General features: G+C 43.0%; 23 protein-coding genes and 1 pseudogene. 12 read left to right on the top strand and 12 right to left on the bottom strand.

The features are described from left to right. Positions 1 to 58 precede the first annotated feature (58 nt). The 3 genes from G573_RS0103165 to uvrA are packed head-to-tail and all read right to left on the bottom strand — an operon-like array spanning position 59 to position 4,436. A complete protein-coding gene (locus G573_RS0103165) occupies positions 59 to 541 on the bottom strand; it encodes a deoxycytidylate deaminase (RefSeq protein WP_027975355.1) in 483 nt (160 codons plus the stop codon). A gap of 12 nt (positions 542 to 553) precedes the next feature. Continuing rightward, positions 554 to 1,615 carry a M24 family metallopeptidase gene (locus tag G573_RS0103160; protein WP_027975354.1) on the bottom strand — a complete coding sequence of 354 codons (1,062 nt, stop codon included), beginning with the start codon at positions 1,613 to 1,615 and terminating at the stop codon, positions 554 to 556. After that, positions 1,608 to 4,436: an excinuclease ABC subunit UvrA gene (gene uvrA / locus G573_RS0103155; protein WP_027975353.1), complete on the bottom strand. Its 2,829-nt coding sequence runs from the start codon at positions 4,434 to 4,436 to the stop codon at positions 1,608 to 1,610. The genes G573_RS0103160 and uvrA overlap by 8 nt, the downstream gene beginning before the upstream one ends. Positions 4,437 to 4,567: 131 nt before the next feature. On the opposite strand from uvrA, the gene G573_RS0103150 reads away from it, so the two are divergent. The 4 genes from G573_RS0103150 to G573_RS0103135 all read left to right on the top strand — a co-directional run bounded on the left by G573_RS0103150 (position 4,568) and on the right by G573_RS0103135 (position 7,596). Further along, positions 4,568 to 5,512 carry a magnesium transporter CorA family protein gene (locus tag G573_RS0103150; protein ID WP_027975352.1) on the top strand — a complete coding sequence of 315 codons (945 nt, stop codon included), beginning with the start codon at positions 4,568 to 4,570 and terminating at the stop codon, positions 5,510 to 5,512. A gap of 225 nt (positions 5,513 to 5,737) precedes the next feature. Continuing rightward, complete coding sequence (locus G573_RS0103145; RefSeq protein WP_027975351.1) at positions 5,738 to 6,403, top strand: DUF1129 domain-containing protein; 666 nt, start codon at positions 5,738 to 5,740, stop codon at positions 6,401 to 6,403. A gap of 138 nt (positions 6,404 to 6,541) precedes the next feature. Further along, on the top strand, positions 6,542 to 6,898 hold the full coding sequence (locus tag G573_RS0103140; protein WP_037586735.1) for a LytTR family DNA-binding domain-containing protein: 357 nt from the start codon (positions 6,542 to 6,544) through the stop codon (positions 6,896 to 6,898). Then, positions 6,895 to 7,596 (top strand): LiaF domain-containing protein, encoded by a 702-nt coding sequence (locus G573_RS0103135; RefSeq protein WP_027975349.1) that lies wholly within the window; start codon positions 6,895 to 6,897, stop codon positions 7,594 to 7,596. The genes G573_RS0103140 and G573_RS0103135 overlap by 4 nt, the downstream gene beginning before the upstream one ends. Positions 7,597 to 7,627: 31 nt before the next feature. Here G573_RS0103135 and rpsR read toward each other — a convergent pair whose 3' ends face one another. From rpsR to G573_RS0103115, 4 genes are all read right to left on the bottom strand, one after another. Further along, positions 7,628 to 7,867 carry a 30S ribosomal protein S18 gene (gene rpsR / locus G573_RS0103130; RefSeq protein WP_000068664.1) on the bottom strand — a complete coding sequence of 80 codons (240 nt, stop codon included), beginning with the start codon at positions 7,865 to 7,867 and terminating at the stop codon, positions 7,628 to 7,630. A 36-nt stretch (positions 7,868 to 7,903) separates the two neighbouring features. Then, positions 7,904 to 8,395, bottom strand: a complete 492-nt coding sequence (locus G573_RS0103125) for a single-stranded DNA-binding protein (protein WP_027975348.1) — start codon at positions 8,393 to 8,395, stop codon at positions 7,904 to 7,906. Positions 8,396 to 8,412: 17 nt separating this feature from the next. After that, complete coding sequence (gene rpsF, locus G573_RS0103120) at positions 8,413 to 8,703, bottom strand: 30S ribosomal protein S6 (RefSeq protein WP_027975347.1); 291 nt, start codon at positions 8,701 to 8,703, stop codon at positions 8,413 to 8,415. Between the two features lie 162 nt (positions 8,704 to 8,865). Then, complete coding sequence (locus tag G573_RS0103115; RefSeq protein WP_027975346.1) at positions 8,866 to 9,516, bottom strand: nitroreductase family protein; 651 nt, start codon at positions 9,514 to 9,516, stop codon at positions 8,866 to 8,868. 858 nt (positions 9,517 to 10,374) lie between these two features. On the opposite strand from G573_RS0103115, the gene mutY reads away from it, so the two are divergent. Then, on the top strand, positions 10,375 to 11,538 hold the full coding sequence (mutY, locus tag G573_RS0103110; protein ID WP_027975345.1) for an A/G-specific adenine glycosylase: 1,164 nt from the start codon (positions 10,375 to 10,377) through the stop codon (positions 11,536 to 11,538). Between the two features lie 820 nt (positions 11,539 to 12,358). Here the strand turns inward: mutY and trxA are convergent. The 4 genes from trxA to G573_RS0103090 form a co-directional block, all read right to left on the bottom strand. Then, positions 12,359 to 12,673 carry a thioredoxin gene (gene trxA, locus G573_RS0103105; RefSeq protein WP_027975344.1) on the bottom strand — a complete coding sequence of 105 codons (315 nt, stop codon included), beginning with the start codon at positions 12,671 to 12,673 and terminating at the stop codon, positions 12,359 to 12,361. A 72-nt stretch (positions 12,674 to 12,745) separates the two neighbouring features. Then, entirely contained in the window at positions 12,746 to 15,076 is a 2,331-nt protein-coding gene (locus G573_RS0103100; RefSeq protein WP_027975343.1) for an endonuclease MutS2, read from the bottom strand. 71 nt (positions 15,077 to 15,147) lie between these two features. Next, positions 15,148 to 15,693: a CvpA family protein gene (locus G573_RS0103095; protein ID WP_027975342.1), complete on the bottom strand. Its 546-nt coding sequence runs from the start codon at positions 15,691 to 15,693 to the stop codon at positions 15,148 to 15,150. Beyond that, positions 15,690 to 15,995 carry a cell division protein ZapA gene (locus G573_RS0103090; RefSeq protein ID WP_027975341.1) on the bottom strand — a complete coding sequence of 102 codons (306 nt, stop codon included), beginning with the start codon at positions 15,993 to 15,995 and terminating at the stop codon, positions 15,690 to 15,692. Before G573_RS0103090 ends, G573_RS0103095 begins: the two co-directional genes overlap by 4 nt. 208 nt (positions 15,996 to 16,203) lie before the next feature. On the opposite strand from G573_RS0103090, the gene rnhC reads away from it, so the two are divergent. The 4 genes and pseudogenes from rnhC (at position 16,204) to G573_RS0103070 (ending at position 20,812) form a co-directional block, all read left to right on the top strand. Beyond that, positions 16,204 to 17,100: a ribonuclease HIII gene (gene rnhC, locus G573_RS0103085; protein ID WP_027975340.1), complete on the top strand. Its 897-nt coding sequence runs from the start codon at positions 16,204 to 16,206 to the stop codon at positions 17,098 to 17,100. Positions 17,101 to 17,113: 13 nt separating this feature from the next. Further along, entirely contained in the window at positions 17,114 to 17,701 is a 588-nt protein-coding gene (lepB, locus tag G573_RS0103080) for a signal peptidase I (RefSeq protein WP_027975339.1), read from the top strand. 86 nt (positions 17,702 to 17,787) lie between these two features. Next, positions 17,788 to 19,984 (top strand): annotated as a pseudogene (recD2, locus tag G573_RS0103075) (SF1B family DNA helicase RecD2); the annotation flags it as partial. Between the two features lie 342 nt (positions 19,985 to 20,326). After that, positions 20,327 to 20,812 (top strand): hypothetical protein, encoded by a 486-nt coding sequence (locus tag G573_RS0103070; protein ID WP_027975337.1) that lies wholly within the window; start codon positions 20,327 to 20,329, stop codon positions 20,810 to 20,812. A gap of 216 nt (positions 20,813 to 21,028) precedes the next feature. Here G573_RS0103070 and G573_RS0103065 read toward each other — a convergent pair whose 3' ends face one another. Next, positions 21,029 to 21,304, bottom strand: a complete 276-nt coding sequence (locus tag G573_RS0103065) for a hypothetical protein (protein WP_156888789.1) — start codon at positions 21,302 to 21,304, stop codon at positions 21,029 to 21,031. Here G573_RS0103065 and G573_RS0103060 point away from each other — a divergent pair. The 3 genes from G573_RS0103060 to G573_RS0103050 all read left to right on the top strand — a co-directional run bounded on the left by G573_RS0103060 (position 21,288) and on the right by G573_RS0103050 (position 24,120). Then, positions 21,288 to 22,280 carry a PTS sugar transporter subunit IIB gene (locus tag G573_RS0103060; RefSeq protein ID WP_027975335.1) on the top strand — a complete coding sequence of 331 codons (993 nt, stop codon included), beginning with the start codon at positions 21,288 to 21,290 and terminating at the stop codon, positions 22,278 to 22,280. The two genes, G573_RS0103065 and G573_RS0103060, sit on opposite strands and share 17 nt — an antisense overlap. 97 nt (positions 22,281 to 22,377) lie before the next feature. Continuing rightward, positions 22,378 to 23,193, top strand: coding sequence for a PTS mannose/fructose/sorbose transporter subunit IIC (locus G573_RS0103055; RefSeq protein WP_027975334.1), 816 nt, complete (start codon positions 22,378 to 22,380; stop codon positions 23,191 to 23,193). Positions 23,194 to 23,208: 15 nt separating this feature from the next. Further along, a complete protein-coding gene (locus G573_RS0103050; RefSeq protein ID WP_027975333.1) occupies positions 23,209 to 24,120 on the top strand; it encodes a PTS system mannose/fructose/sorbose family transporter subunit IID in 912 nt (303 codons plus the stop codon). Positions 24,121 to 24,169: the final 49 nt, after the last annotated feature.

The raw sequence follows: 24,169 nt of genomic DNA, 5'->3' as shown, positions 1-24,169 counted from the left end.
TTTCTATACCTCTTTATAAAATATTATCATCTCATTTTACCATAATGTCCCGGCATTCTCAAATGTTTTCTGAGCTGCTCTCTTCCTGCTGACCCAGATGAATTTCCGGTACATCGTGCTGAAAATAAGGAACATTTTTGGCCTCTAAAAGCTCAATCGCAAAAGGATGCGGACGGTAGGCTGTCTTGTAGGTAATCTTGCTGATTCCTGCCTGCAGGAGTGCCTTGGTACAATTAATACAGGGGAAATGCGTGACATAAATTTCAGTATTGTTGGTCGAAATGCCCTCTTTAGCACACTGGATGAGCGCGTTCATCTCAGCGTGAACCGTTCGGATACAGTGTCCGTCTTCCATTTGGTGGCCGACTTCATCACAGTTATCCGTATCGGACACACCGCCGTTGTAACCTGTGGCAATGATCCGCTTATTTTTAACCAGCACAGCCCCGACATAAGCGCGGTTGCAGGTTGAGCGCTTGGAAATCAGCTCTGCATTAGCCATAAAATAATCTTGCCAGGATAGGCGTTTTTTATCAGTCATATCTCTTTTCTCCTATAAAACAATTAATTCTTTCGGAGCCTGAGTCAGAACCTCGCAGCCATTTTCTGTAATCAGCAGATCATCTTCAATTCTGACGCCGTATTTGTTTTCAAGATAGATGCCGGGCTCATCAGTCAGAATCATGCCCGCCTGAATAGCCTCATCAGATTTTCCGAAATAAGGAATCTCGTGAATATCCAGACCAATTCCATGGCCGATGCCATGCGTAAAATACGCTCCATAGCCGGCAGAATCAATCACTTCACGCGCAATGCAATCATAAGCACGGTAAGTCACTCCGGCCTTAGCAGCCGCAATTAAAGCCTGATTGCTTCGCAGCACGATATCATAGATTTCCCGCTCCTGATCGCTGACCTGCCCGATATGAATCGTCCGAGTCATGTCAGAAACATAGTGATGGTAGTAGCAGCCAAAATCAAGAGTCAGCGTTTCTCCCTTTTGAATAACCTTATCGGAAGCTACTCCGTGGGGCATGGCAGAGCGATAGCCGGATGCCGCAATCGTTTCAAAAGATACACTGCTTGCACCGTATTTTCTCATGCGAAAATCTAAGAAATTAGCTACGTCCAGCTCAGTTGTTTGTCCCGGCTTGATAAAATCAAGCACATCCAAGAATGCTTTATCAGAAATGGCACAGGCACACCGCACAGCTTCAATTTCGTCAGCGTCTTTAATCATACGCAGTTCTTCAACAAAATCAGTCATAGGATGCAGATGATAACCGGCAAAAATTTCTTCCAGCTGCTGATAAAAACTGTAAGTCACCTGACTGTCAAAGCCGATTGTTTTTAGGCCGTCTGCCTTGATGATGTCAGCAATGCTGTTCAGAGCTGAGCGCGTCTCAACAATATCAAAGCCTGAAACGGTTTGTCTGGCAATCAGCGTATAACGAGAATCTGTCAGTAAAATTCTGCGTTTAGGACTGATAAAAACAGTCGCTTCAGTTCCCCAAAAACCGGTCAAATAGTAAATATTATTCTGCCCGGTCACCAAGATAGCATCTGCCGGCGACTGGGACAGTTTTTCTTCAAATCTCAGCAGCCTCTTATTCATTTAATTTACCTTTCAAATACTGACCCGTAAAGCTGGCAGGAATGCCGGCCACTTCTTCCGGTGTGCCGGTCGCAATAATCTGACCGCCGCCAACTCCGCCTTCAGGGCCTAAATCAATAATATGGTCTGCAGTCTTAATAACATCCAAATTATGCTCAATGACAAGCACCGTATTGCCATCATCAACAAAACGCTCTAAAACTTTTAGAAGTCTGGCAATGTCATCGGTATGAAGACCGGTTGTCGGCTCGTCTAAAATATAAAAACTCTTGCCGGTGGAGCGTTTATGGAGTTCACTGGCCAGTTTCATCCGCTGCGCTTCACCGCCTGACAGTGTTGTTGCCGGCTGCCCGAGAGTCACATAGCCGAGACCAACATCCTTGATCGTCTGAATCTTGCGGGCAATCTTAGGAATGGGAGCAAAGAATTCTGCGGCATCGTTGACCGTCATGTCAAGAATTTCCGCAATATTCTTCTCCTTGTAATGAACTTCCAGAGTTTCACTGTTGTAACGGGTGCCATGGCAAACCTCACAAGGTACATAGACATCCGGCAAAAAGTGCATTTCAATCTTGATGATGCCGTCACCCGAGCAGGCTTCACAGCGGCCGCCTTTGACGTTGAAAGAGAAGCGGCCTTTTTTATAACCTCGTATTTTAGCCTCATTGGTTTGGGCAAACAAATCCCTGATATCATCAAACACACCGGTATAAGTTGCCGGGTTTGACCGTGGTGTGCGTCCGATAGGACTTTGGTCAATATCAATCAAGCGATCAATATGCTCAATGCCAGAAATAGACTTGTATTTCCCGGGCTTTTCAGAATTGCGGTTAAGCTTTTGCGCAATAGCCTTCTTTAAAATACTGTTAACAAGGGTTGACTTCCCGGATCCTGAAACCCCTGTTACAGCAATGAATTTTCCCAGAGGAAACTTAACAGTGATATTTTGCAGATTATTTTCTGCCGCTCCCTTAACTTCAATAAAACGTCCGTTTCCTCTGCGGCGCTCAAGCGGCACAGGAATCTTCTTTTTGCCGGACAGGTACTGTCCGGTAATAGACTTTTTATTTTTAGCAACCTGTTTAGGGGTGCCGGAAGCGACAATCTCTCCGCCTGCAGCACCGGCTCCCGGTCCCACGTCAACCAGCCAGTCAGCTGACATCATGGTATCTTCATCGTGTTCAACCACAATTAACGTGTTGCCCAGATCGCGCATTTTCTTAAGGCTTGAAATCAGGCGGTCATTGTCTCTTTGGTGGAGACCAATCGAAGGCTCATCCAAAATATAAAGAACACCGCTCAAATTCGAACCAATCTGAGTGGCCAAGCGAATCCGCTGGCTTTCACCGCCGGAAAGTGTTCCGGCCGAGCGCGAAAGCGTCAGGTAATTGAGCCCGACATTGTTGAGAAAAGTCAGGCGATCTTTAATCTCCTTGACAATCGGCGTGGCAATGGTTTTCTCGTTATCTGACAGCTCTAAGTGCGTCAGTAAATTCAGATGATCGGCAATGGATAAATCAGACACCTGACCGATATTCAGTCCGTCTTCACCGCCTACACGCACGCAGAGCGCCTGATCATTGAGGCGGTAGCCGTGACAGGTTGCGCAGGGCAGCTCATTCATATAGCCGCGCATGACATTGCGGGTAAAGTCGCTGTTGGTTTCGTGATAGCGGCGGCTGATATTGCTGACAATGCCTTCAAAAGGAATATCAATATCTCTGACACCGCCGAATTCATTTTCATAGTGAAAATGAAATTCTTTGCCGTCAGAGCCATATAAAATCAGATTTTTAGCCTCATCCGACAGCTCTTTAAAGGGAACATCCATGTCAACGCCAAAAGCTGTCATGGCCTGTTCAAGCATCTGCGGGTAATAATTGGACGAGATAGGATTCCAAGGGGCAAGTGCTCCTTCTCTCAGCGTTTTGGACTCATCCGGAATAACCAAATCCAAGTCCACTTCCAATTTGATACCCAGACCATCACAGGTCGGGCAGGAACCAAAGGGAGCATTGAAAGAAAAGAGGCGCGGTTCCAGCTCAGGTACCGTAAAGCCGCAGACAGGGCAGGAATAATGTTCCGAAAAGATTAATTCATTGCCATCCATCGTATCAATAATAACATAGCCGTCACCCAAGCGCAGAGCTGCTTCGATCGAATCAAACAGCCGGCCGCGAATGCCCTCTTTTTGTATTAAGCGGTCAACAACTACTTCAATATTGTGCATCTTGCTTTTGGAGAGTTCAGGTACTTCTGCCACATCAACAATATCACCGTCAACCCGCACGCGGACATAGCCATCTTTTTGAATACGCTCAAAAATAGACTTGTGCCGTCCCTTTTTTCGGCGGACAATAGGAGCTAAAATCTGCATGCGCGTCCGCTCAGGCAGAGTCAAAACCTGATCCACAATCTGCTCCACAGATGAAGCTGTAATCGCACCGTGCCCGTTTTTGCAGTAAGGCACACCGACACGTGCATATAAAAGCCGCAGGTAGTCGTTGATTTCTGTGACTGTCCCCACAGTTGAACGTGGATTTTTGCTGGTTGTTTTTTGGTCTATGGAAATGGCAGGGCTGAGACCATCAATAGAATCCACATCGGGTTTATCCATATTTCCCAAAAACTGTCTGGCATAAGCTGACAGACTCTCAACATAACGGCGCTGACCCTCCGCATAAATGGTATCAAATGCAAGGCTTGATTTCCCTGATCCCGACAGGCCTGTCATAACAATCAGCTTATCGCGCGGAATTTCCACGTCAATATTTTTCAAATTATGAGCACGCGCTCCGTGAATAATTAATTTATCCTGCATAACTAATGAAGCCTTCTCTCTAGTCTTATCTTCTTATTATAACAAATATTTAAGAATCAGTTGCCCCAAAATGTTTCAAATGTAGTATAATAGAACAGTATGCATTAATTAAACGAAGAGGAGGGCTTGTCATGAAGCAAATGTTTCTTTCAACAGCAACAGAATTCAAAGAAATCGAAACATTCGAGCCGGGTGCTTGGATTAATTTGGTCAACCCCTCCCAGGAAGAGTCAATGCAGGTGGCCGAAACTTTCAATATTGATATCACCGACTTGCGGGCACCGCTCGATGTCGAAGAAACATCTCGGGTTTCCATAGAAGATAATTACACGCTTATCATCGTTGACGTTCCTACATCGGAAGAGCGCAACAGCCGCAGTTACTATATTACGATTCCTTTGGGAATCATTGTCACTCAAACAGCTGTTATCACGACTTGCTTAGAGCCTCTGACGCTCTTTGACAATTTCTTGAATCATCGGATCCGCAATTTTTACACTTTTATGAAGACGCGCTTTGTCTTTCAGCTTCTTTACCGAAACGCAGGACTCTATCTGACAGCCCTTCGTTCGATCGACCGCCAAAGTGATAAAATTGAAGCCCAGCTGGAAAAAGCGACACGCAATGAGCAGCTGATTGACATGATGGAGCTGGAAAAGTCCATTGTCTACCTGCGAGCTTCTCTCAAACTGAACGAACGCATTGTCAAAAAACTCTCCGGCAGCACCTCCAGTCTCAAAAAATATGTTGAAGACGAGGACCTGCTGGAAGACACCCTGATTGAAACCCAGCAAGCGATTGAGATGGCAGGCATCTATGAGAATGTCCTTAATGTTATGACAGAAACCTCAGCCTCCATCATTTCCAATAATCAAAATACCATTATGAAAACTTTGGCACTGATGACCATGGCCCTTGATATTCCAACCGTTATCTTTTCTGCCTATGGCATGAACTTCCAAAACAACTGGCTGCCTCTAAACGGCATGGAGCACGCTTTCTGGTATATCGTTCTAATCGCAGCAGCTATGAGCTCAATCGTTGTCATCTACTTTATTAGAAAGAAATGGTTCTAAATGGGTAAGAATGTCGGACACTAAAAGTGTCTCGCCATTCTACGCCATCCGCTATCTGGCGGTATGTCTTACCCATTTACTGGTACAGGAGGTCAAATATTATCGATTTGTCCTTCTGGGCGGTATAAGCTATTCTTTCATGCCGAATCGGCTGCTGAAAGTGGCAGCCTGCCTTTCCCCATTATATTTTTACTTAGATTTTTATAAACAGGAGAATTCTACCCTATGGATTTACAAAACCTCACCAAAAAGAATCAAGAATTTATCAATATCGTCACACACCAATTAATCCAAGCCGGCAAGTCGGATCAAGACATCAAAGCTATCCTTGAGGAATACTTGCCGGATATCCTAGAAAAACAAAAACAGGGTATTCCTGCCCGTTCTTTCCTTGGTGCACCTAGTGTCTGGGCAGCTCAGTTTATTGAAAACGAAGAAGACCGAGCAAATAAGTCGGCTCCCAAAAATACCAATCCTTGGCTGATGTGGCTGGACACCTCCCTCTTTTTCCTTGCCATTGTCGCTTTAGTAACGGGGCTGTTGAATTTCTTCAGCAAACAGACACCGACCTACGGCATTGTGTCAATCTTATTTATAGGTTTTGGCGGCGGTGCAGTCATGTTTGCAAGCTATCACTTTGTCTATCGGCATTCCGGAAAATCTAAGGAAGAACGCCCAAGTCTGTTGAAATCAATTGGGATCCTGATTCTCTTTATGTTCTTCTGGATGGTGCTCTACACAGCATCAAGTCTGTTGCCGGCAGCTATTAATCCTAAGCTTTCAGGACTGACACTGCTTATTCTGGGAGCTATTGCCTTTGGTATTCGCTACCTGCTCAAAAAGAAATATAATATTGAAAATGCCTTAGCTCCGCAGCAAAGCGCGAAATAATTTTCACTGCCAAATAGGACAGCTTAGACATAAAAAATGACCACTTAGAAAGAAAGTGGCCTTTTTTATAATTTTTTATGCTATAGTTAATACATGGAGACGAGATATATTTTTGATGACCGGGTGGCACCCGGTGTTATGGAAATTCACTTAAACTCTAAACACCAATCTGTTGAGGTATTTTCAGAAAAGGAAATTTTCTTTTTAAACATCACAGATATCATTTTCATCGAAATCAACAATCGCAAGACCTATGTGCATACAGTAAACAGGGTCTATCAAAGCCGGTTGAATCTGCGTGATTTCATGGAACTGCTGCCTGATTATTTCCAGCAAATCGGCAAGAGTCAAATCGCCAACAGTCTTGAAATTTCTGCTATCAACAAATCTTTTTCCTCCACCCCAAAAATCAGCTTCAGAAATTCAGCCAAAACAACCTGGGTTTCTCGAAAATATTACAAAGAATTACTCATGAAAAAAAGGAGTTTATTATGAAAAAAGAATATTCTTGGTATTTCCTGCTATTGCTGCTTGCTCTTTATTTTATTGCTATAGCCTTCTTTCCTGCCTTGCATTTGATTCTGGACGGCATGCTGGTTTTAGCCCTGCTCTTTGCTTTCTTTGGAATCAGCAGCCATAATTTCGTTTTGTTCTTTATCGGATTGGGATTTTTAAGCATTTACCTTAAAGATCTCTTCCACTTCACCTACTCCACCGGCCCGTTATTTGCCGGCCTCGTTCTTATCGGTGTTATCCTGCATAATCTGATTAGACCCCGCAGCTCCTACACTTACAAAAGCAAGAGCACTTCGCACCGCCATTTTGAAGGTGAAAAAAATGCCAATTATATTGACAATGAAACCGACCTCTATCTTAGGACATTCTTTTCAGAAAACACTACTTATGTAACCTCAAAACAATTAACCAACGTTTACATCAACACGAAATTCGGTGAGCAGTCAATTGATTTCACTCAGGCACAATTTATGACAGACTCTCCTGAAATCCGGCTTGATGTTGCCTTTGGTCAGACCAATATTCGCATCCCCGGCAATTGGCGTATCGTCAATAAAACAAGCACACCTTTTGCCGCCATTTCTTATTCAGGCAGCCACGACACCAGCAGCGATGATCTTGTATCCGTTGCACTGACGGGTACAGTCGCTTTTGGAGAAGCTGTTATTCAATATTAAAAAAAGAGTGATAAAAATCACTCTCTTTTTCTTAGTCTTCATTTACGAAAGGCATAAGTGCCATAACGCGAGCACGTTTGATTGCTGTTGTTACTTTGCGTTGGTTCTTAGCTGAAGTACCTGTTACGCGGCGTGGAAGAATTTTTCCGCGCTCTGAAACAAAACGGCTAAGCAATTCAGTATCTTTATAATCAACATATTCAATCTTGTTAGCTGCGATATAGTCAACTTTTTTACGGCGTTTAAATCCGCCACGACGTTGTTGAGCCATGTGTTTTCTCCTCTTTATATTTTTGTATTCGTTCCATTAGAATGGAAGATCGTCATCTGAAATATCCATTGGATTGGAATTTCCAAATGGGCTTTCATCTCTGCCGAAGTTTGGTGTTTGCGATTGCGAAGCATCCTGCTGGGCAGAAAAATTACTTCCGCCAAAATTGCCGCCGGCATTATAACTGCCAGATTGGGCTTCACGTGTAGCACGGCTTTCCAAAATTTGGAAATTGTCGGCAACAACCTCTGTGACATAAACACGCTGACCCTGCTGATTTTCATAATTACGGGTTTGAATACGGCCTGTAATTCCAAGCAGAGTGCCTTTTTTGGCCCAGTTAGCTAAATTTTCAGCCTGCTGGCGCCAAATCACGATGTTAATGAAGTCAGCTTCACGTTCACCATTTTGATTTTTAAAATTACGGTTAACCGCAAGCGTGAAAGTTGCCACAGCTTGATTACTTGGAGTGTAACGAAGCTCAGCATCACGAGTCATGCGACCAACGAGTACTACATTATTAATCATAAACGACCACTACTTTCTTAAGCGTCAAGTTTAACGATCATGTGACGAAGAATATCACCGTTGATTTTTGAAAGACGGTCAAACTCGTCAAGAGCTACGGCTTCTTCAGCCTCAACATTGACAATATGGTAGAGGCCTTCACGGAAATCTTGGATTTCGTATGCAAGACGGCGTTTTTCCCAATCTTTTGATTCAACAACAGTTGCACCGTTGTCGCTCAAGATAGCGTCAAAGCGTTCTACCAAAGCATTTTTTGCTTCTTCTTCAATGTTTGGACGAATAATATAAAGAATTTCGTACTTTGCCATTGATTTTTCCTCCTTTTGGACTAATGACTCACGGTCTTTGCCATGAGTAAGTGAGGGATACTCACGAAACCTTATTATACAAAAATTATAGAACAAATGCAAGGAGTTTTCTAAAAATGAGCAAAGATTTCCCCTGACAAAAAGTCAGGGGTTATTGATTTCCTAAAGAAACTCACTGATTTTTTCAACCGGATAGCGCTGAGAATGGAATTCTGCTGACTGTTTTTCAGGATCTGGTTTGCCAATGGCAATCGCCATACATGGGACATAGCGTTCCGGATTCAGCCCCAAGGTCTCAGCAGCCACACCGGAATTATAGCCTTGAATAGCGTTTGTTTCATAGCCGTGAGCGCGTGCGATCAGCATGAACTGCATAGCTGCCAGAGCACTGTTAGTCTTAGCATCGAATAAGAGCATTTCCCGGCTTGCATTTTCATATAAAGGCAGAAAAGTTTTCAAAACCTCATCCCTTTTTTCAGGGGTTATTTGCCCGTCATCACAGGCTTTATTCCACAAATCACGATAAGATTTATAGGCTTCAGTATCGCCAAAAATCATGACAATAGCTGATGCTGTTTCAAGCTGCGGCGTATTAAAGCGCATAAAGAAAGTACGCAGTTTTTCCTTGCCTTCCTCACTGTCAATGACAAGAAAGCGCCACGGCTGCAAGTTGCAGGCTGATGGAGCTGTACGGGCTTCATCAATCATTTGCGCCAGTTCATCACGGCTGATTTTGACAGCAGGATCAAAGTGGCGCACAGAATGACGGTTTAAAAGAATGTCAGCGAAATTATTGTTTACAAAATTGGTCATCTTACTGGTCTCCTCTATTAAAAAATTTTCTAAATTCCTCGCGGTATTCCTGTTTCAGAATCTCTGCCGCCAATCAGGCATAAACAAGTAATCTTACCTGCTGCAGGAATTGATAGAAGCTATGTGACGTAAAACATACCTACATAGATAAACCCCGACGATTTACACGCTCATCGCCGGGGTTCCTTCTGCTTTTACAATTAAAGTGTCATTGGACTTCTCCTTTGCACTTTTTGATTTTCAAGGAGTTATTCACTATTTTCATAGTCTTTCTGATTTATCTCTAAAATGGTAGACCTCCTTTTATATTCTATTTTAAGAATGACTAGGTCTTTGAGCTCTCCAACCTAAATATCTACCTAGATTGTCGACCATAACTTTATTCTTATTATCAAAGCAGAGGACTCTACTCGCGAGCATTTTTCTTGTAGGATTTTAAATAATGACCACCCAAAACTTCTTTTTTCGTACAATCGTCTCTGGTCGCTTATTTCTCATATCCTGATTATAATCTTTAATCGCCCTCTTGCTTTTTTATCACATCTACAATAAAACATTATTTGTAAAGTTACTGCCTACCGTCTATTCTTTGTCACCGTTCTTATAGCGACCTACATCAAGCATCAACATAAGCGCCACCTCCTATTTAACAAAAAACTAATGGTTTATAGAAATATTCAATCTCCGTTTTTATACCGCGCGATATTCAATCTTACCATAAGAATTCCTCCTTATCGTTAATGATTTCTTATCTTTTTTCTAAATTTATTCTACCGTAACCGCTTACATTTGTCAAGATAAAACTATTAAAAATATGACTTTTTTGGAAAATAAATCAGCATCTGCTACAATAGACTTATGCTAGATTTAAATGATTACGGTATCAAAATGTGGGAAGCAGACAAAATTGCCTCCTTTAGAAAAACATTATTGGCTTGGTATGATCAGGAAAAGCGTGATCTGCCCTGGCGCCGGACAAAAAATCCCTACTGCATCTGGGTCTCTGAAATTATGCTCCAGCAAACTCAGGTGACAACCGTTATTCCCTACTATGAACGTTTTTTGGACTGGTTTCCAAGCATTCAGGATTTGGCTCAGGCGCCCGAAGAACGATTGCTTAAAGCTTGGGAAGGCTTGGGGTATTACTCCCGTGTGCGCAATATGCAGACCGCTGCCCGGCAAATTATGGAAAAGCATGGCGGTCAGTTCCCCAATACTTATGATGCTATCGCTAAGTTAAAAGGAATCGGTCCTTACACAGCCGGAGCTATTGCCAGTATCGCTTTTGACCTGCCGGAGCCGGCAGTTGACGGCAATGTCATGCGGGTGATGGCTAGGCTCTTTGAAGTTGACTATGATATTGGCGATCCTAAAAATCGAAAGATTTTCCAAACTATCACCAAAATACTCATTGATCCGAAGCGACCCGGAGATTTTAACCAAGCTCTAATGGACCTGGGAACAGATATTGAAGCAGCCAAGAATCCACGGCCGGAAGAAAGTCCTGTTCGCTCTTTCAGCGCTGCCTATCTTCACGGGACAATGGATAAGTATCCGATTAAACTGCCTAAGAAAAAGCCGCGGCCTGTGCAGATTCAGGCCTTTGTCATCCGCAACCAAAAGGGCGATTTTCTGCTTGAAAAAAATAATAAGGGACGTTTATTGGGAGGCTTTTGGACATTTCCGCTTCTGGAAACGGACTTTATCAGCCAACAGCTAAGTCTCTTTGAAAACGACGGGACCACTGTTTTAGAAACGCAGTCGCAAAAACACCTCTTTTCAGAGGATTATAAGCTCACTGTCAACTGGTCCGATAACATTTTTCAGCCTGTCAAGCACACTTTCAGCCATCAAAAATGGCAAATTGAGCTGATAGAAGGATTCACGGCAAGCGACAGTCTGCCAGCCAAACATGAGCTTCGATGGGTTTCTGCCAAAGAGTTTGACCGTTTTCCCATGGCGACACCTCAGAAAAAAATGATAGAAGCCTATTTGAAAACTATAGACTCCAAAAAATGTTAAAATCACCTGCCTGTCCTTGCAAAATCATCTCAGAAATGATCTTTGACTGAGCAAAAATGTTTATTTAAGCTTTCTGAAAGAATTCTTTAAGCCTATCTTAAGGAAACGTTCGTACACTATAGTCATCCTAGCAATAGGAATCCCAAAACTTTCACCGAACACTGTTCGGTATCCGTCACTGTAAGGAGCTAAAGCTCAAACGGTGAGCGTATCTTTTTCATAAATCTCCTAAAAGCAGCCCAACTTTTGTTGGGTTGTTTTGCTGTTAAAATAGTAACAACTAATGTAAACTTTCACCGAACATGTTCGGTATCACTGTAAAGAAGCTAAAACTCAAACAGTGAACGTATCTTTTCCATATCAGTGGCTGCCAGTCATCTTCTCGCGGTTTTACCGCTTAAGCTGACAGTAGCTGCTGCATGTGTATTCGTACGACCTGAAGGTCTACGACTGCGGTAAAATCTCCTAAAAGCAGCCCAACTTTTGTTGGGTTGTTTTGCTGTTAAAATAGTAACAACTAATGTAAACTCTCACCGAACACTGTTTGATATCCGTCACTGTAAGGAGCTAAAGCTCAAACAGCGAGCGTACCTTTTTCATAGCAGTGACTGCTAGTCATCTTCTCACGGCTTTGCCGTTTAAGCTGACAGTAGCTGTTGCATACGTATTCGTACGGCCTGAAGGTCTACGACTGCGGTAAAATCTCCTAAAAAAGGCCCTGAGAAATCAGGGTCCTTTTTGTCTTAAATTTTATAGGAGCGAGGAAAATTATCTACCGGATAAAACTGCCCCGCTCCTTTTGCTGCTAATCGCGCAATTATTAACCAAGTTCAGCTACGATAGCCTTAAGCTGATCCTTGGTATGAACACCGGCTACTTGTTTAACAACTTCGCCGTTTTTCTTGAAGAGAAGTGTCGGAATGCTCATGATGCCAAATTGCTGTGCTGTATTAGGATTTTCATCAACATCAATTTTGACAATTTTGAGTTCGTCTTCGTCCAATTCTTCTGAAAGCTGTTCAAGGATGGGAGCCTGCATGAGACAAGGACCGCACCAAGTTGCCCAGAAATCAACAAGAACAAGACCGTCTTTTGTTTCTGCTTCAAAGGTTGTATCTGTGACTGCTTTTGTCATAGTAGTTTTCCTCCATTGTTTTTATAAGCTTATTCTACACTAAAAGATATTATTTGCCTAATATTTGCTACGCTATTTGAAGGTGACGATTGTTGCTCCTGAACCGCCTGCATTTTGCGGGGCATAGCCAAATTCTTTAACATTCTTATTGCGGCGTAAATACTTGGTGACACCTTCTCGGATAACACCTGTTCCAATCCCGTGGATAATATCTACCTGAGCCATATTATTGAGCAGTGCCTGATCAATGAACTCATCCAGCTCCTGCATAGCTTCCTCATAACGCTTGCCGCGTAAATCAAGCCGAGCTCTGGGAGCTTTTTGAGAGTTTCTTTTGACCACCTGAACGTGTTTTTTCTGCGGATTTTTGACACTGTCTTTTTTCACTAAGTCAAATTCACTTTCCTGCAAAGTCATTTTGATTAGTCCGACCTGAGCTTCCCAGCGGCCGTCCTTAAGCTGCTTGACAAGAGTTCCCCTTTGCCCGTAGCTGCTGACGATAATATCGTCTCCCACCCGGGCTGCCCGTTTTTTCTTGGCCTTTTTTAAGACCTTGTTTTTAGATAAATCAATATCGGGCGCCAAGGTTTTAAGCTGCCTTTTGGCTTCGATGACTTCATGAGGCTTAAGCTGCGACTTGGCATGAAGATTCTTGAGAATGTCATCACTTTCTGCCAAAGCCTTATCAACTATATCCTGAGCCTGGGCTTTTGCTTTGTCCAATTCTTTATCTCTGGCATGTGAAAATTCATTATAAAGTTTTTTAACAGCACGATTAAACTTGAGATTCTCCTGTTCTACCTCACGGATATTATCCAGACGCCTGCGGCTTTCGATTGTCTGATTTTCCAAGCGTTCAATAATTCGATTGACATCAGAATCCGTATCTGTCAGATTTTCAGCTTCTGAAACAATAATCTCTGACAGTCCCAGACGGCGGGCTATTTCAAAGGCATTGGAACGCCCCGGCACTCCCTGCATGAAATGATAAGTCGGACTGAGAGTCACCATATCAAATTCCATGCTGGCATTTTCCACATAATCAGCTTCAATGCCATAGGCCTTGAGTTCGGGATAATGGGTGGTCACCATTGTCTTAATATCCGACAGACGCAGGTGCTCCAGTATACTCATGGCCAAGGCTGCGCCTTCCTGTGGGTCTGTCCCCGCGCCAAGTTCATCAAAAAGAACCAAGCTGTCCTTGTCAGCTGTCTGCAGGATATCAACGATATGCGTCATGTGGCTTGAAAAAGTTGACAGACTTTGTTCAATAGACTGCTCATCACCGATATCAGCAAATATTTCTTTAAAGACAGCTGCTTTGCTCCCTTGGTCAGCCAAAATGGGAAGGCCCGACTGAGCCATCAGCTGGGTCATGCCCAGTGTCTTCAGCATAATCGTCTTACCGCCTGTATTGGGACCGGTAATTAAGATGGCAGTTGTATCCGTGCCAAAATGCAGATCATTCGCGACCGGATGAGTCAGGAGAGGATGCCGGACGCCCAGCAGCTGAATGGTTTTATCTGCTGTCAAGCTGGGAATGGACGCTTGATACTCTCTCATATAAAGATACTTGGCACGGGCAACATCAAGATGCCCAAGCAGCCAAGCATTGTTTCTGATAGAGGCGGTCTCAGGGCGCAGCCTGTCAGACAAGGCTTGCAAAATACGCATTACTTCATGGCGCTCATCAGCACGCGCCTGTGTCATGTCCTCATTGAGGTTGACAACAGCTCTGGGTTCAATATAGACAGTACTTCCAGAGGCGGAAATATCATGAACGACACCTGCAATCCGGTGGCGATAGGTATTTTTGACAGGCAAAACACTGCGGCCGCTGCGGCTGGCAATCAGATTTTCAGCCAGCAAGTCTCCCTGCTTTTTTAGCATTTCCTGAAGAATCTGGCGGATTTGCTGCTCATTCTGCTGAATTTTGTGGCGAATCTGCGTTAATTCCGGACTGGCAAAATCTTCAATAAAGCCGCTGTCGTTTATAGCCTGCAGGCTTCCCTGCAGATCAGGAAAACGCTCAATTTTTTCAAACAGGCCGTCCAAAGCGGTTAATGAAACATTCTCCAAATTATCATAAAAGCCACTAATCTCGGCTGATATTTGCAGAACCCGCTTAAGTGCAAGGAGTTCTTGAATATTGAGATCGGCTCCTAATTCTAAGCGGCGCAGGCTCTCGGAAACATCCTGACTGTGACCGAAGCCAAAAGAGCCGTACTCTTGATAAATCTGTTCAATATCTGCCACCTCTTCAAAAGAACGCTCTATCTTAGCCTTATCAGCCATCGGCAGCAAACCGTCTAACTCTATTTGCCCTTGCTCGGTTTGCAGAAAACCGGCAAATTGTTTTTTGACCTTATCAAATTCTAAGGCCGTTAAAATCTTTGTATTCATGGCTTTATTATACCATAATGCAGCAAAATGCCAGATACTAAAAACCTTAACAAAAAAAGTGAGGTCAGTCCTCACTTTAATACTGCTGCTATCCAAAAATGATTGACAATCCATGAAAATAAGGGAAAGTTAATCAGCAGACGAATCACCCAGCTTCCCGCCAGAAAATTCTGGACTGCAGCAACGGGAATCGTTGCTAAGATACTGAAAAAAAGATTGAATGACAGCACACTCACCAAAACGGCTAAGCTCCCGCTGACATAGGCAAAAACAGGCCTGTCAAAACGATCCAGCCTGACAAAATGCACAAAAATACCAATCAGTCGAAAAATCAGATAAGCCAAGACGTAAAGGCTAAAAAAGGACAGCCCCGCATAAAATACCTTGTCCAATTCGAACAGGCCTACTGAGCTGAAAAAAGTAACAGACGCACCCTCGCTGGCATTGGAATACGGCACCCACAGCGTCAGCAGCTGAGCCAGTCGCTTATAGTAAGCCGCCGCAATTCCCAGTGAAATTAAGCTGGCTGCAAAGTAATAGGCCTGTAAGATAATGCCTCGGTGATAGCCGATATAAAAATTCCAAGCTAAAAGCAAGAGAATCAAAAGCGATATCATTTTTTATCTCCGCTGCGCTGTGCCCGGCCTTTCAGAAGAGATAGTTCTTTCGTCCTGAATTTTTCCAGCTCTTCTTCTTTTTTATCGAAATCAATTTCTCGGCTGAGCTGGGTCGATAGGGCATTGATAGCCATTAAAATAGCAATCGTTTCATCATCGGCCTGAGGTAATTTTTCTTTAATGGCGTCATATTTTTCTTTAGCAACCCGTTCAATCTCTTCCATAAAGAGATTGTCTTTGTCAGTTGTCAGTGTTAATGTTTTTTCACCAAATGTGAATTTGTAACGATTTTTACTTGTCATAAGTCCACCTCGAATTTTATTATAGCGTAAAATCTTTTTTTCGTAAATTAGAGATTTTTTAATTTCTTTCCAAAAACCTCTCTCAAGCAAGCAAAATAGGAGAAAATTTCTTTTAAAATTTTTGTAAAAAATTTTTGGTTAACCTTTTATCACTTATATTACATTAGAATATTCCAAAGATTTGCTTTTTTATGCTAAAATATAGGTTATGAATACTTTTGTTCTGCAGCTCGACGAAAAGGCTGTCCAAGACATGATCCACAAGCTCGGCAGCTATCGCGTCCAAAACAGCAATGCTTACGTTCGTTTTGCTGCCAAGTTTAAAGAGACTACAATCCTGATTTACACCTCAGGCAAGGTTGTTTTCCAAGGAAAAAACATTTCAGAAGCTGCTCACACTTTAGGTTTTCAGGCAGAGCCTGCCCATCAAGATGAGCAAAGCAGCAAAAATCTTTCTCTCATTGGTTCTGATGAAGTGGGAAACGGATCTTATTTTGGCGGTCTGGCAGTGGTTGCCAGTTTTGTCCGGCCTTCCGATTATCCTTTTTTAAAAGGGCTGGGCGTAGATGATTCTAAAAATCTGACAGACAGTAAAATTCGGCAGATTGCCCCCTTATTAGAGGAAAAAATACCGCATAAGGCTCTGCTTTTGACACCTCAAAAATATAATCAGGTAGTAGGCCCAAAACACAGGCACAATGCTGTTTCTGTTAAAGTCGCTATGCACAATCAGGCCATCTTTTTGCTTTTGCAGGAGGGAATAACACCTGATAAAATTGTTATCGACGCCTTCACCAGCTTCAATAATTATCAAAAATATGTGAAGCATGAAGTCAATCGTTTTTCTAATCCTATCAGTCTGGAAGAAAAGGCAGAAGGAAAGTATCTGGCAGTAGCTGTCAGCTCTATTATCGCTCGGAAACTCTTTTTAGACAATCTTGCTGCTTTAAGTCAGGAGATCGGTTTTAACCTGCCCAGCGGTGCAAGTTCTCAATCCGATAAAACAGCCAGTCAGATTTTAAAAGCTTACGGAGAAGACGGGCTCAGACGCACAGCCAAACTCCATTTCAAAAACACAGAAAAAGCTTATCAACTACTAAAATAATAAGGATGGTATCATGAAAAGATTTTTAAAAGAATGGGGACTCTTCTTGTCCTTCTTTATCGTTTTCGGGCTCTTGCGCCTCTTTGTCTGGTTCCCGGTTCAGGTAGACGGCCACTCTATGGATCCTACTTTAGCTGACGGAGAGCACCTTATCGTTGTAAAAACGGCATCTATTGAACATTTTGACATTGTTGTAGCTACCGAAGGTGACAAACATATCGTTAAACGTGTTATCGGCATGCCCGGCGACACCATCACCTATAAAAACGACATGCTTTCGATCAACGGCAAAAAAGCAAATGAAACCTATCTGAAGCAATATAAGAAAAAATTTGCTGAGGACAGATTGTACAAAACCTATTCTTACAATCCCTATTTCCAAGAACTCGCTTCAAAATCCACCGCCTTTACCACAGACAGCCAAGGAAATGCCAGCTTTACTATTAAAGTGCCCAAAAATCGCTATCTTCTTTTGGGAGATGACCGGATTGTCTCCAAGGACAGCCGTCAGGTCGGGACTTTTTCTAAGGACAAGCTGGTGGGTGAAGTGAAAGTCCGCTTCTGGCCGCTCAACGCTGTTCGTTTTATTTCAAATAAATAAGAAGACTTTCAATTCAACGGGAGTTGGAAATAAACTCAGACAGCTTTGAGACTATTTCCGCTCTCGATTTTTTATAAGGAATGATTATGACTTATTATTTTTCAGGCACTATTGAGCGTGTTATCTTTGAAAACGCCAGTAATTTTTTTAAGATTATTCTTTTGGAAATCGATGATACCGACAGTGATTTTGATGATTTTGAAATCATTGTTACAGGAACCATTGCCGATGTCATTGAAGGAGAAAACTACACCTTTTGGGGAGAGATGACCCAGCATCCCAAATACGGTCAACAGCTGAAAGTTGAGCGTTACGAGCGTGCCAAACCCTCTTCTGCCGGCCTCATTAAATATTTTTCCAGCGAACATTTCAAGGGAATCGGACGAAAAACAGCCGAAAAAATCATCCAGCTTTACGGCGATGAGCCTATTGATAAAATTTTAGAAGATCCCGGTAAACTAAGCACTATACCGGGTCTCTCTAAAGTCACTAGAGAAAAATTCATCAGCAAACTGCGCCTCAATTACGGGACCGAACAAATTTTGGCCAAGCTGGCTGAATACGGTTTGAGCACTAAACTCGCCGTTCAAATTTTCGATCACTATCGAGAAGACAGTCTGGATATTATCAATGAAAATCCTTATCAGCTGGTTGAAGATATTCAGGGCATCGGCTTCAAACTGGCGGACCAGCTGGCTGAGCAGCTGGGAATAGAAAGCGACGCCCCCCAGCGCTTTCGCGCGGCTTTAGTCCATACTCTTCTGGAGACTTCCATCAATAAGGGCGACACCTACATTGAAGCTAAAGAATTACTGGAAAAGGCCATTTTTATCCTTGAGGAGTCAAGGCAGGTGGAACTTGATCCCAGTCAGGTAGCCCATGAGCTGAGCCAGCTTATTGTTGAGGATAAGGTGCAAAATATTGATACTAAGATCTTTGATAATACACTTTTCTATGCGGAAATCGGCATTCAAAAACACCTCTCCCGTATTCTTGATCAGCCGTTAAAAAAGCCCATTGACGATAAAGACATCGAAGCTGAAATCAGCCATGTTCAAGAAGACTTCACCATTCACTATGACATTACTCAAAAGGAAGCTATCCAAAAGGCACTTCAAAACAAAATCTTTCTTTTAACCGGCGGACCGGGAACAGGAAAAACAACGGTTATCAATGGTATCATTAAAGCCTATGCCGGCCTTCATAACCTTGATCTCAGCAGCAGCGATATTCCTATTATTCTAGCTGCACCGACTGGCCGGGCAGCCAGACGCATGAATGAATTGACCGGCCTTCCCAGTGCGACTATCCACCGCCATCTGGGCTTAAACAGCGACAGTGACTACCAAGCGCTTGAAGATTTCTTGGACTGTGATTTAATTATTGTTGATGAATTTTCCATGGTAGATACCTGGCTGGCCAATCAGCTGTTCAGCGCTATCGCATCAGACACACAGGTTATTATTGTCGGTGACAGTGATCAGCTCCCTTCTGTCGGTCCGGGGCAGGTCCTAGCTGATTTACTGAAAATCAGCTCGCTGCCGCAGGTCTCACTAACCAAGATTTTCAGACAGTCTGAGGATTCAACGATTGTCACCTTGGCCAGTCAGATTCGTCAGGGGATTCTCCCTGCTGATTTCACAGCAAAAAAGGCCGACCGCTCTTATTTTGAGGCCCAGAGCAATCACATTCCTCCCATGATAACCAAGATTGTCAAATCTGCTCTTAAAAGCGGCATTGCAGCTCAGGATGTTCAAATTCTGGCACCTATGTACCGCGGACAGGCAGGCATTAACAACCTTAACACACTGATGCAGGATCTCCTCAATCCCTTAGCCGGGCAGCTGGAATTTCAGTTCAATGAGCTGCGTTTCCGCAAAGGTGATAAGGTGCTTCATCTGGTAAATGATGCTGAAATCAATGTTTTTAACGGTGACATCGGCTACATCACTGATTTGCTGCCGGCAAAATACACTGAATCCAAACAGGATGAAATTATCATGGATTTTGAAGGAACCGAGATTTCCTATCCTCGCAATGAATGGAGCAAGATTACACTGGCCTACGCCATGAGTATCCATAAATCTCAAGGCAGTGAGTTTAAAGTCGTCATTCTGCCTATCACGCGTCAGGGAGGGCGGCTCCTGCAGCGCAATCTCGTTTATACGGCCATCACACGCTCCAAAAGCAAGCTGATAATGCTCGGTGAAATCGCAGCCTTTGATTACGCCGTTAAAAATCAGGGAACTATGCGCCGAACCTATCTTGTTGAACGGTTTGAAGGTCCAAAGACCAATCAGGTTCCGACTGATCCATCAAATACAGAGCAAACCGAAGAAAATCCGCTGTCATCTGAAAAAGACTCCTATATCCTGACTGAAGATAATCTATTGACTATCGATCCTATGATCGGCCTGTCCCAAGCTGACTTTGACATCTTCTTTAAAAATTAGCTGACCTATATTCCAGATTAACTTCTTGGATCAAAGAGTGCTGAAAGGGTGATTGTTCACACAGGCTTTAAGACAGTGAATTGTCTGTTTGCCCTGTTTTCAACGGCTGTAGTTTATGTTAAAATAAGTTTGTGTTATCAAACACAGGCTTTTTTAATTTTAGGAGGTTTATATGGTATCATACGAAAAAGTAAGGCAGGCACTTAAAACCAGCACAATCGCCGTTGCTGTTCTTAGTATCTTAAATATTATTGGAGCAATTTTGGGGCTGATCAATGTTTTTTCAGTACTTCGAGCTTTTAAAAACGGGACAATTGATAAATATAACTTATCAGCAGAGCAATTAGAATCTCTCAAACAAACGATCTCCTCAACGGGTATCATGATTGTGATTGTTTCACTCATCGTTCATATCACCATCACTGTTTTTTGCTTTATCAATTTATCAAAATTAAAGCAAGAACAGTCTGTCAGCTCCATTCCTTATTATTTAGGGATTGCAGTGTCAACTTTGAACATAATTTTGAACATTATTTATTTCTCTATGTTCAATAAATTTTCAGTCTATGCGTTCTTGATCCAAGCTGCCTATATTGTTCTGTATTTCTACGCCATTCAAAAAGCAAGAACACTGGCAGGAAAAGAAGAAGAGGAATAGTTTTCCAATTCACAGCTGAGAGCGGTACAGAAATCAGTCATTCAAAGCAGATTGGCGAATTCTGCTTTCCTACAGCTGATTAGGGAACTGTTGCAGTTATCACTTGTGCAGCAAGGCTTTAGACTATAAAAAACAGGAAGGTGAGACAAAAGTATCTCACCTTCCCGTTTTTTTTTTTTAACTATTTATAGTGCTAAAAACTATCATTAGTTGTCATTATTTCTGCCAAAACCTTTCAAAAATAAAATTAGCATTGTCTTTTTCTGAAATTTTTTTCACCTGTAAAATGCCTAGTTTTGCTGCTTTTTGCTGCTTTTTGAATTTTTTATTAAAAAAGCTATTGCTTTTTTCATGAAAACGTTTTACAATAATAATGTTCTTAAATTTCTTTAACAAAGGAGAATTTTGTGACTTCTTGCAAGGAGCATTATTCTTTTTAATTGAGAAAAAATATTTATAAGGAGGAAGAACAAGAATGGCTATCGGAATCATTATCGCCAGTCATGGTGAGTTTGCCGCTGGTATTCATCAATCTGGTTCTATGATCTTTGGCGATCAAGAGAAAGTTCAAGTTGTTACTTTCATGCCAAGTGAAGGACCTGATGACCTTTATGCCAAATTCAACGATGCAATTGCTGCATTCGATGCGGATGATGAGATTTTAGTTCTGGCTGACTTGTGGAGCGGATCTCCATTTAATCAGGCCAGCCGTGTCATGGAAGAAAATCCTGACCGTAAATTTGCGATCATCACCGGACTTAATTTGCCAATGCTGATTCAAGCCTATACAGAACGCATGATGGATGCGTCTGCCGGGGTTGAAAAGGTAGCTGCAAATATTATCAAAGAGGCCAAGGATGGTGTCAAAGCCCTCCCTGAAGAGCTGCAGCCCAAAGAAACTGCTCCTGCGGCCGCTGTTGCAAGCGCTGCGCCTCAAGGTTCCATCCCAGAAGGAACAGTTATTGGTGATGGTAAGCTCAAGATCAACCTTGCCCGTGTTGACACCAGACTTTTACATGGACAGGTCGCTACCAACTGGACACCGGCTTCTAAGGCTGATCGTATCATCGTAGCATCTGATACCGTAGCAAAAGACGAGCTGCGCAAAGGTCTGATCAAGCAAGCCGCACCAGGCGGTGTTAAAGCCAATGTTGTTCCAATTAAGAAATTGATTGAAGCAGCCAAAGACCCTCGTTTCGGCAATACGCACGCGCTGATTCTTTTTGAAACACCTCAAGAAGCTCTTGAAGCGATCGAAGGCGGTGTGCCGATCAAAGAATTAAACATCGGTTCAATGGCTCACTCAACCGGAAAAACAATGGTCAACAATGTTATTTCCATGGATAAAGATGATGTCGCAACTTTCGAAAAGCTCCGCGATTTAGGCGTGAAATTCGATGTTCGTAAGGTTCCAAACGACTCCCAAAAAGACTTGTTTGAACTCATTGAAAAAGCTCACGTGCAATAAAGATAATATGACTGTTCCTTGAAACAGGCCCATTATCTTCTCGTGTGCTCTTTATTAATTTATTTATAACTTAATCAAAAAGGAAGGATGTAGAAACATGTCAGATATTTCTATTATTTCTATGATTTTAGTCGTTATCGTCGCCTTCTTCGCAGGGTTAGACGGTATTCTCGACCAATTTCAATTCCACCAACCGCTTGTCTCATGTACATTGATCGGTTTGGTGACAGGCCATCTTGAAGCAGGTATTATCCTTGGTGGCTCACTTCAAATGATTGCTCTCGGCTGGGCAAACATTGGTGCAGCAGTTGCACCGGATATTGCCTTAGCAGCAACTGCTGCCGCTATCATCATGATAAAAGGCGGTGACTTTAGTCAGCGCGGTATCGGTGTTGCAACTGCTGTGGCTGTACCATTGGCTGTTGCCGGACTTGCACTTACCATGATCGTCCGGACCCTTTCCGTCGCTATCGTCCATGGTGCTGATGCGGCCGCTAAAAATGGCAACATCGCTGGGGTTGAACGTGCCCACTTCACTGCCCTTCTCCTGCAAGGCCTTCGTATTGCTCTCCCTGTAGCTCTTCTGCTGGCTCTTCCTACATCAACTGTACAATCGATGCTCAATGCGATTCCTGACTGGCTGGCAGATGGTATGACTATCGGCGGTGGTATGGTTGTTGCCGTTGGTTATGCTATGGTTATCAACATGATGGCAACTCGTGAAGTTTGGCCGTTCTTCGTTCTCGGTTTTGTCTTTGCAGCCCTTAGTGATTTGACTTTAATCGCTCTTGGTGCAATCGGTGTTGCTATGGCTCTTATTTACCTCAACCTTTCAAAACAAGGCGGTTCCGGCAACGGTGGTTCAGCCGGCGGTTCCGGAGATCCAATCGGCGACATCTTAGAAGACTACTAGAAAGGAGCGATTAACATGGCAGAAAAAATTCAATTAACACAATCTGATCGTCGTAAAGTTTGGTGGCGCTCCACTTTCCTGCAAGGTTCTTGGAACTATGAACGGATGCAAAACTTGGGCTGGGCTTACGCACTTATCCCCGCCATCAAAAAACTTTATACATCAAAAGAAGAGCGTTCTGCTGCTTTGGAACGCCATCTGGAATTCTTTAATACCCACCCTTACGTAGCTGCTCCTATTATGGGGGTTACCCTCGCTCTGGAAGAAGAACGTGCTAATGGTGTTGAAATTGATGATGCAGCTATTCAAGGGGTTAAAATCGGTATGATGGGACCTTTAGCCGGTATCGGTGATCCGGTCTTCTGGTTTACCATTCGTCCTATCCTCGGTGCCCTTGGTGCGTCTATTGCATCTTCAGGCAACATCCTTGGTCCAATCATTTTCTTCTTTGGCTGGAATATTATCCGTATGGCCTTCTTGTGGTACACACAAGAATTTGGTTACAGAGCAGGTTCTGAAATTACAAAAGACCTCTCCGGCGGTATTCTCAAAGATATTACCAAAGGTGCTTCTATCTTAGGTATGTTCATCTTGGCTGCTTTGGTAGAACGTTGGGTATCTATTAAATTTACTGTAGGTCTTCCGTCAACACCACTTGCCAAAGGAGCTTATATTGAATTTCCTAACGGCAGTGTCTCAGGCAAGCAATTACAAACAATTTTGGGTCAAGTTAATGACGGACTCAGCTTAACACATGACAAAGTAAACACGCTGCAAGGTCAGCTGGACTCCTTGATCCCAGGTCTTATGGGCTTGCTCCTTACTTTCTTATGTATGTGGCTGCTTAAGAAAAAAGTTTCTCCAATCACAATCATTATTGGACTCTTTATCGTTGGTATCGTAGCCCATGTTATTGGATTGATGTAATATCAAGCTATTCATATCATTAAAAATTCCTTAGAGTTTTGTTGATATA

This window comes from Streptococcus devriesei DSM 19639, from assembly GCF_000423725.1.
GTDB lineage: Bacteria > Bacillota > Bacilli > Lactobacillales > Streptococcaceae > Streptococcus > Streptococcus devriesei.
The sequence above is the reverse complement of the archived record's forward strand: the minus strand, read 5'-3'. Positions and strand labels throughout refer to the sequence as shown.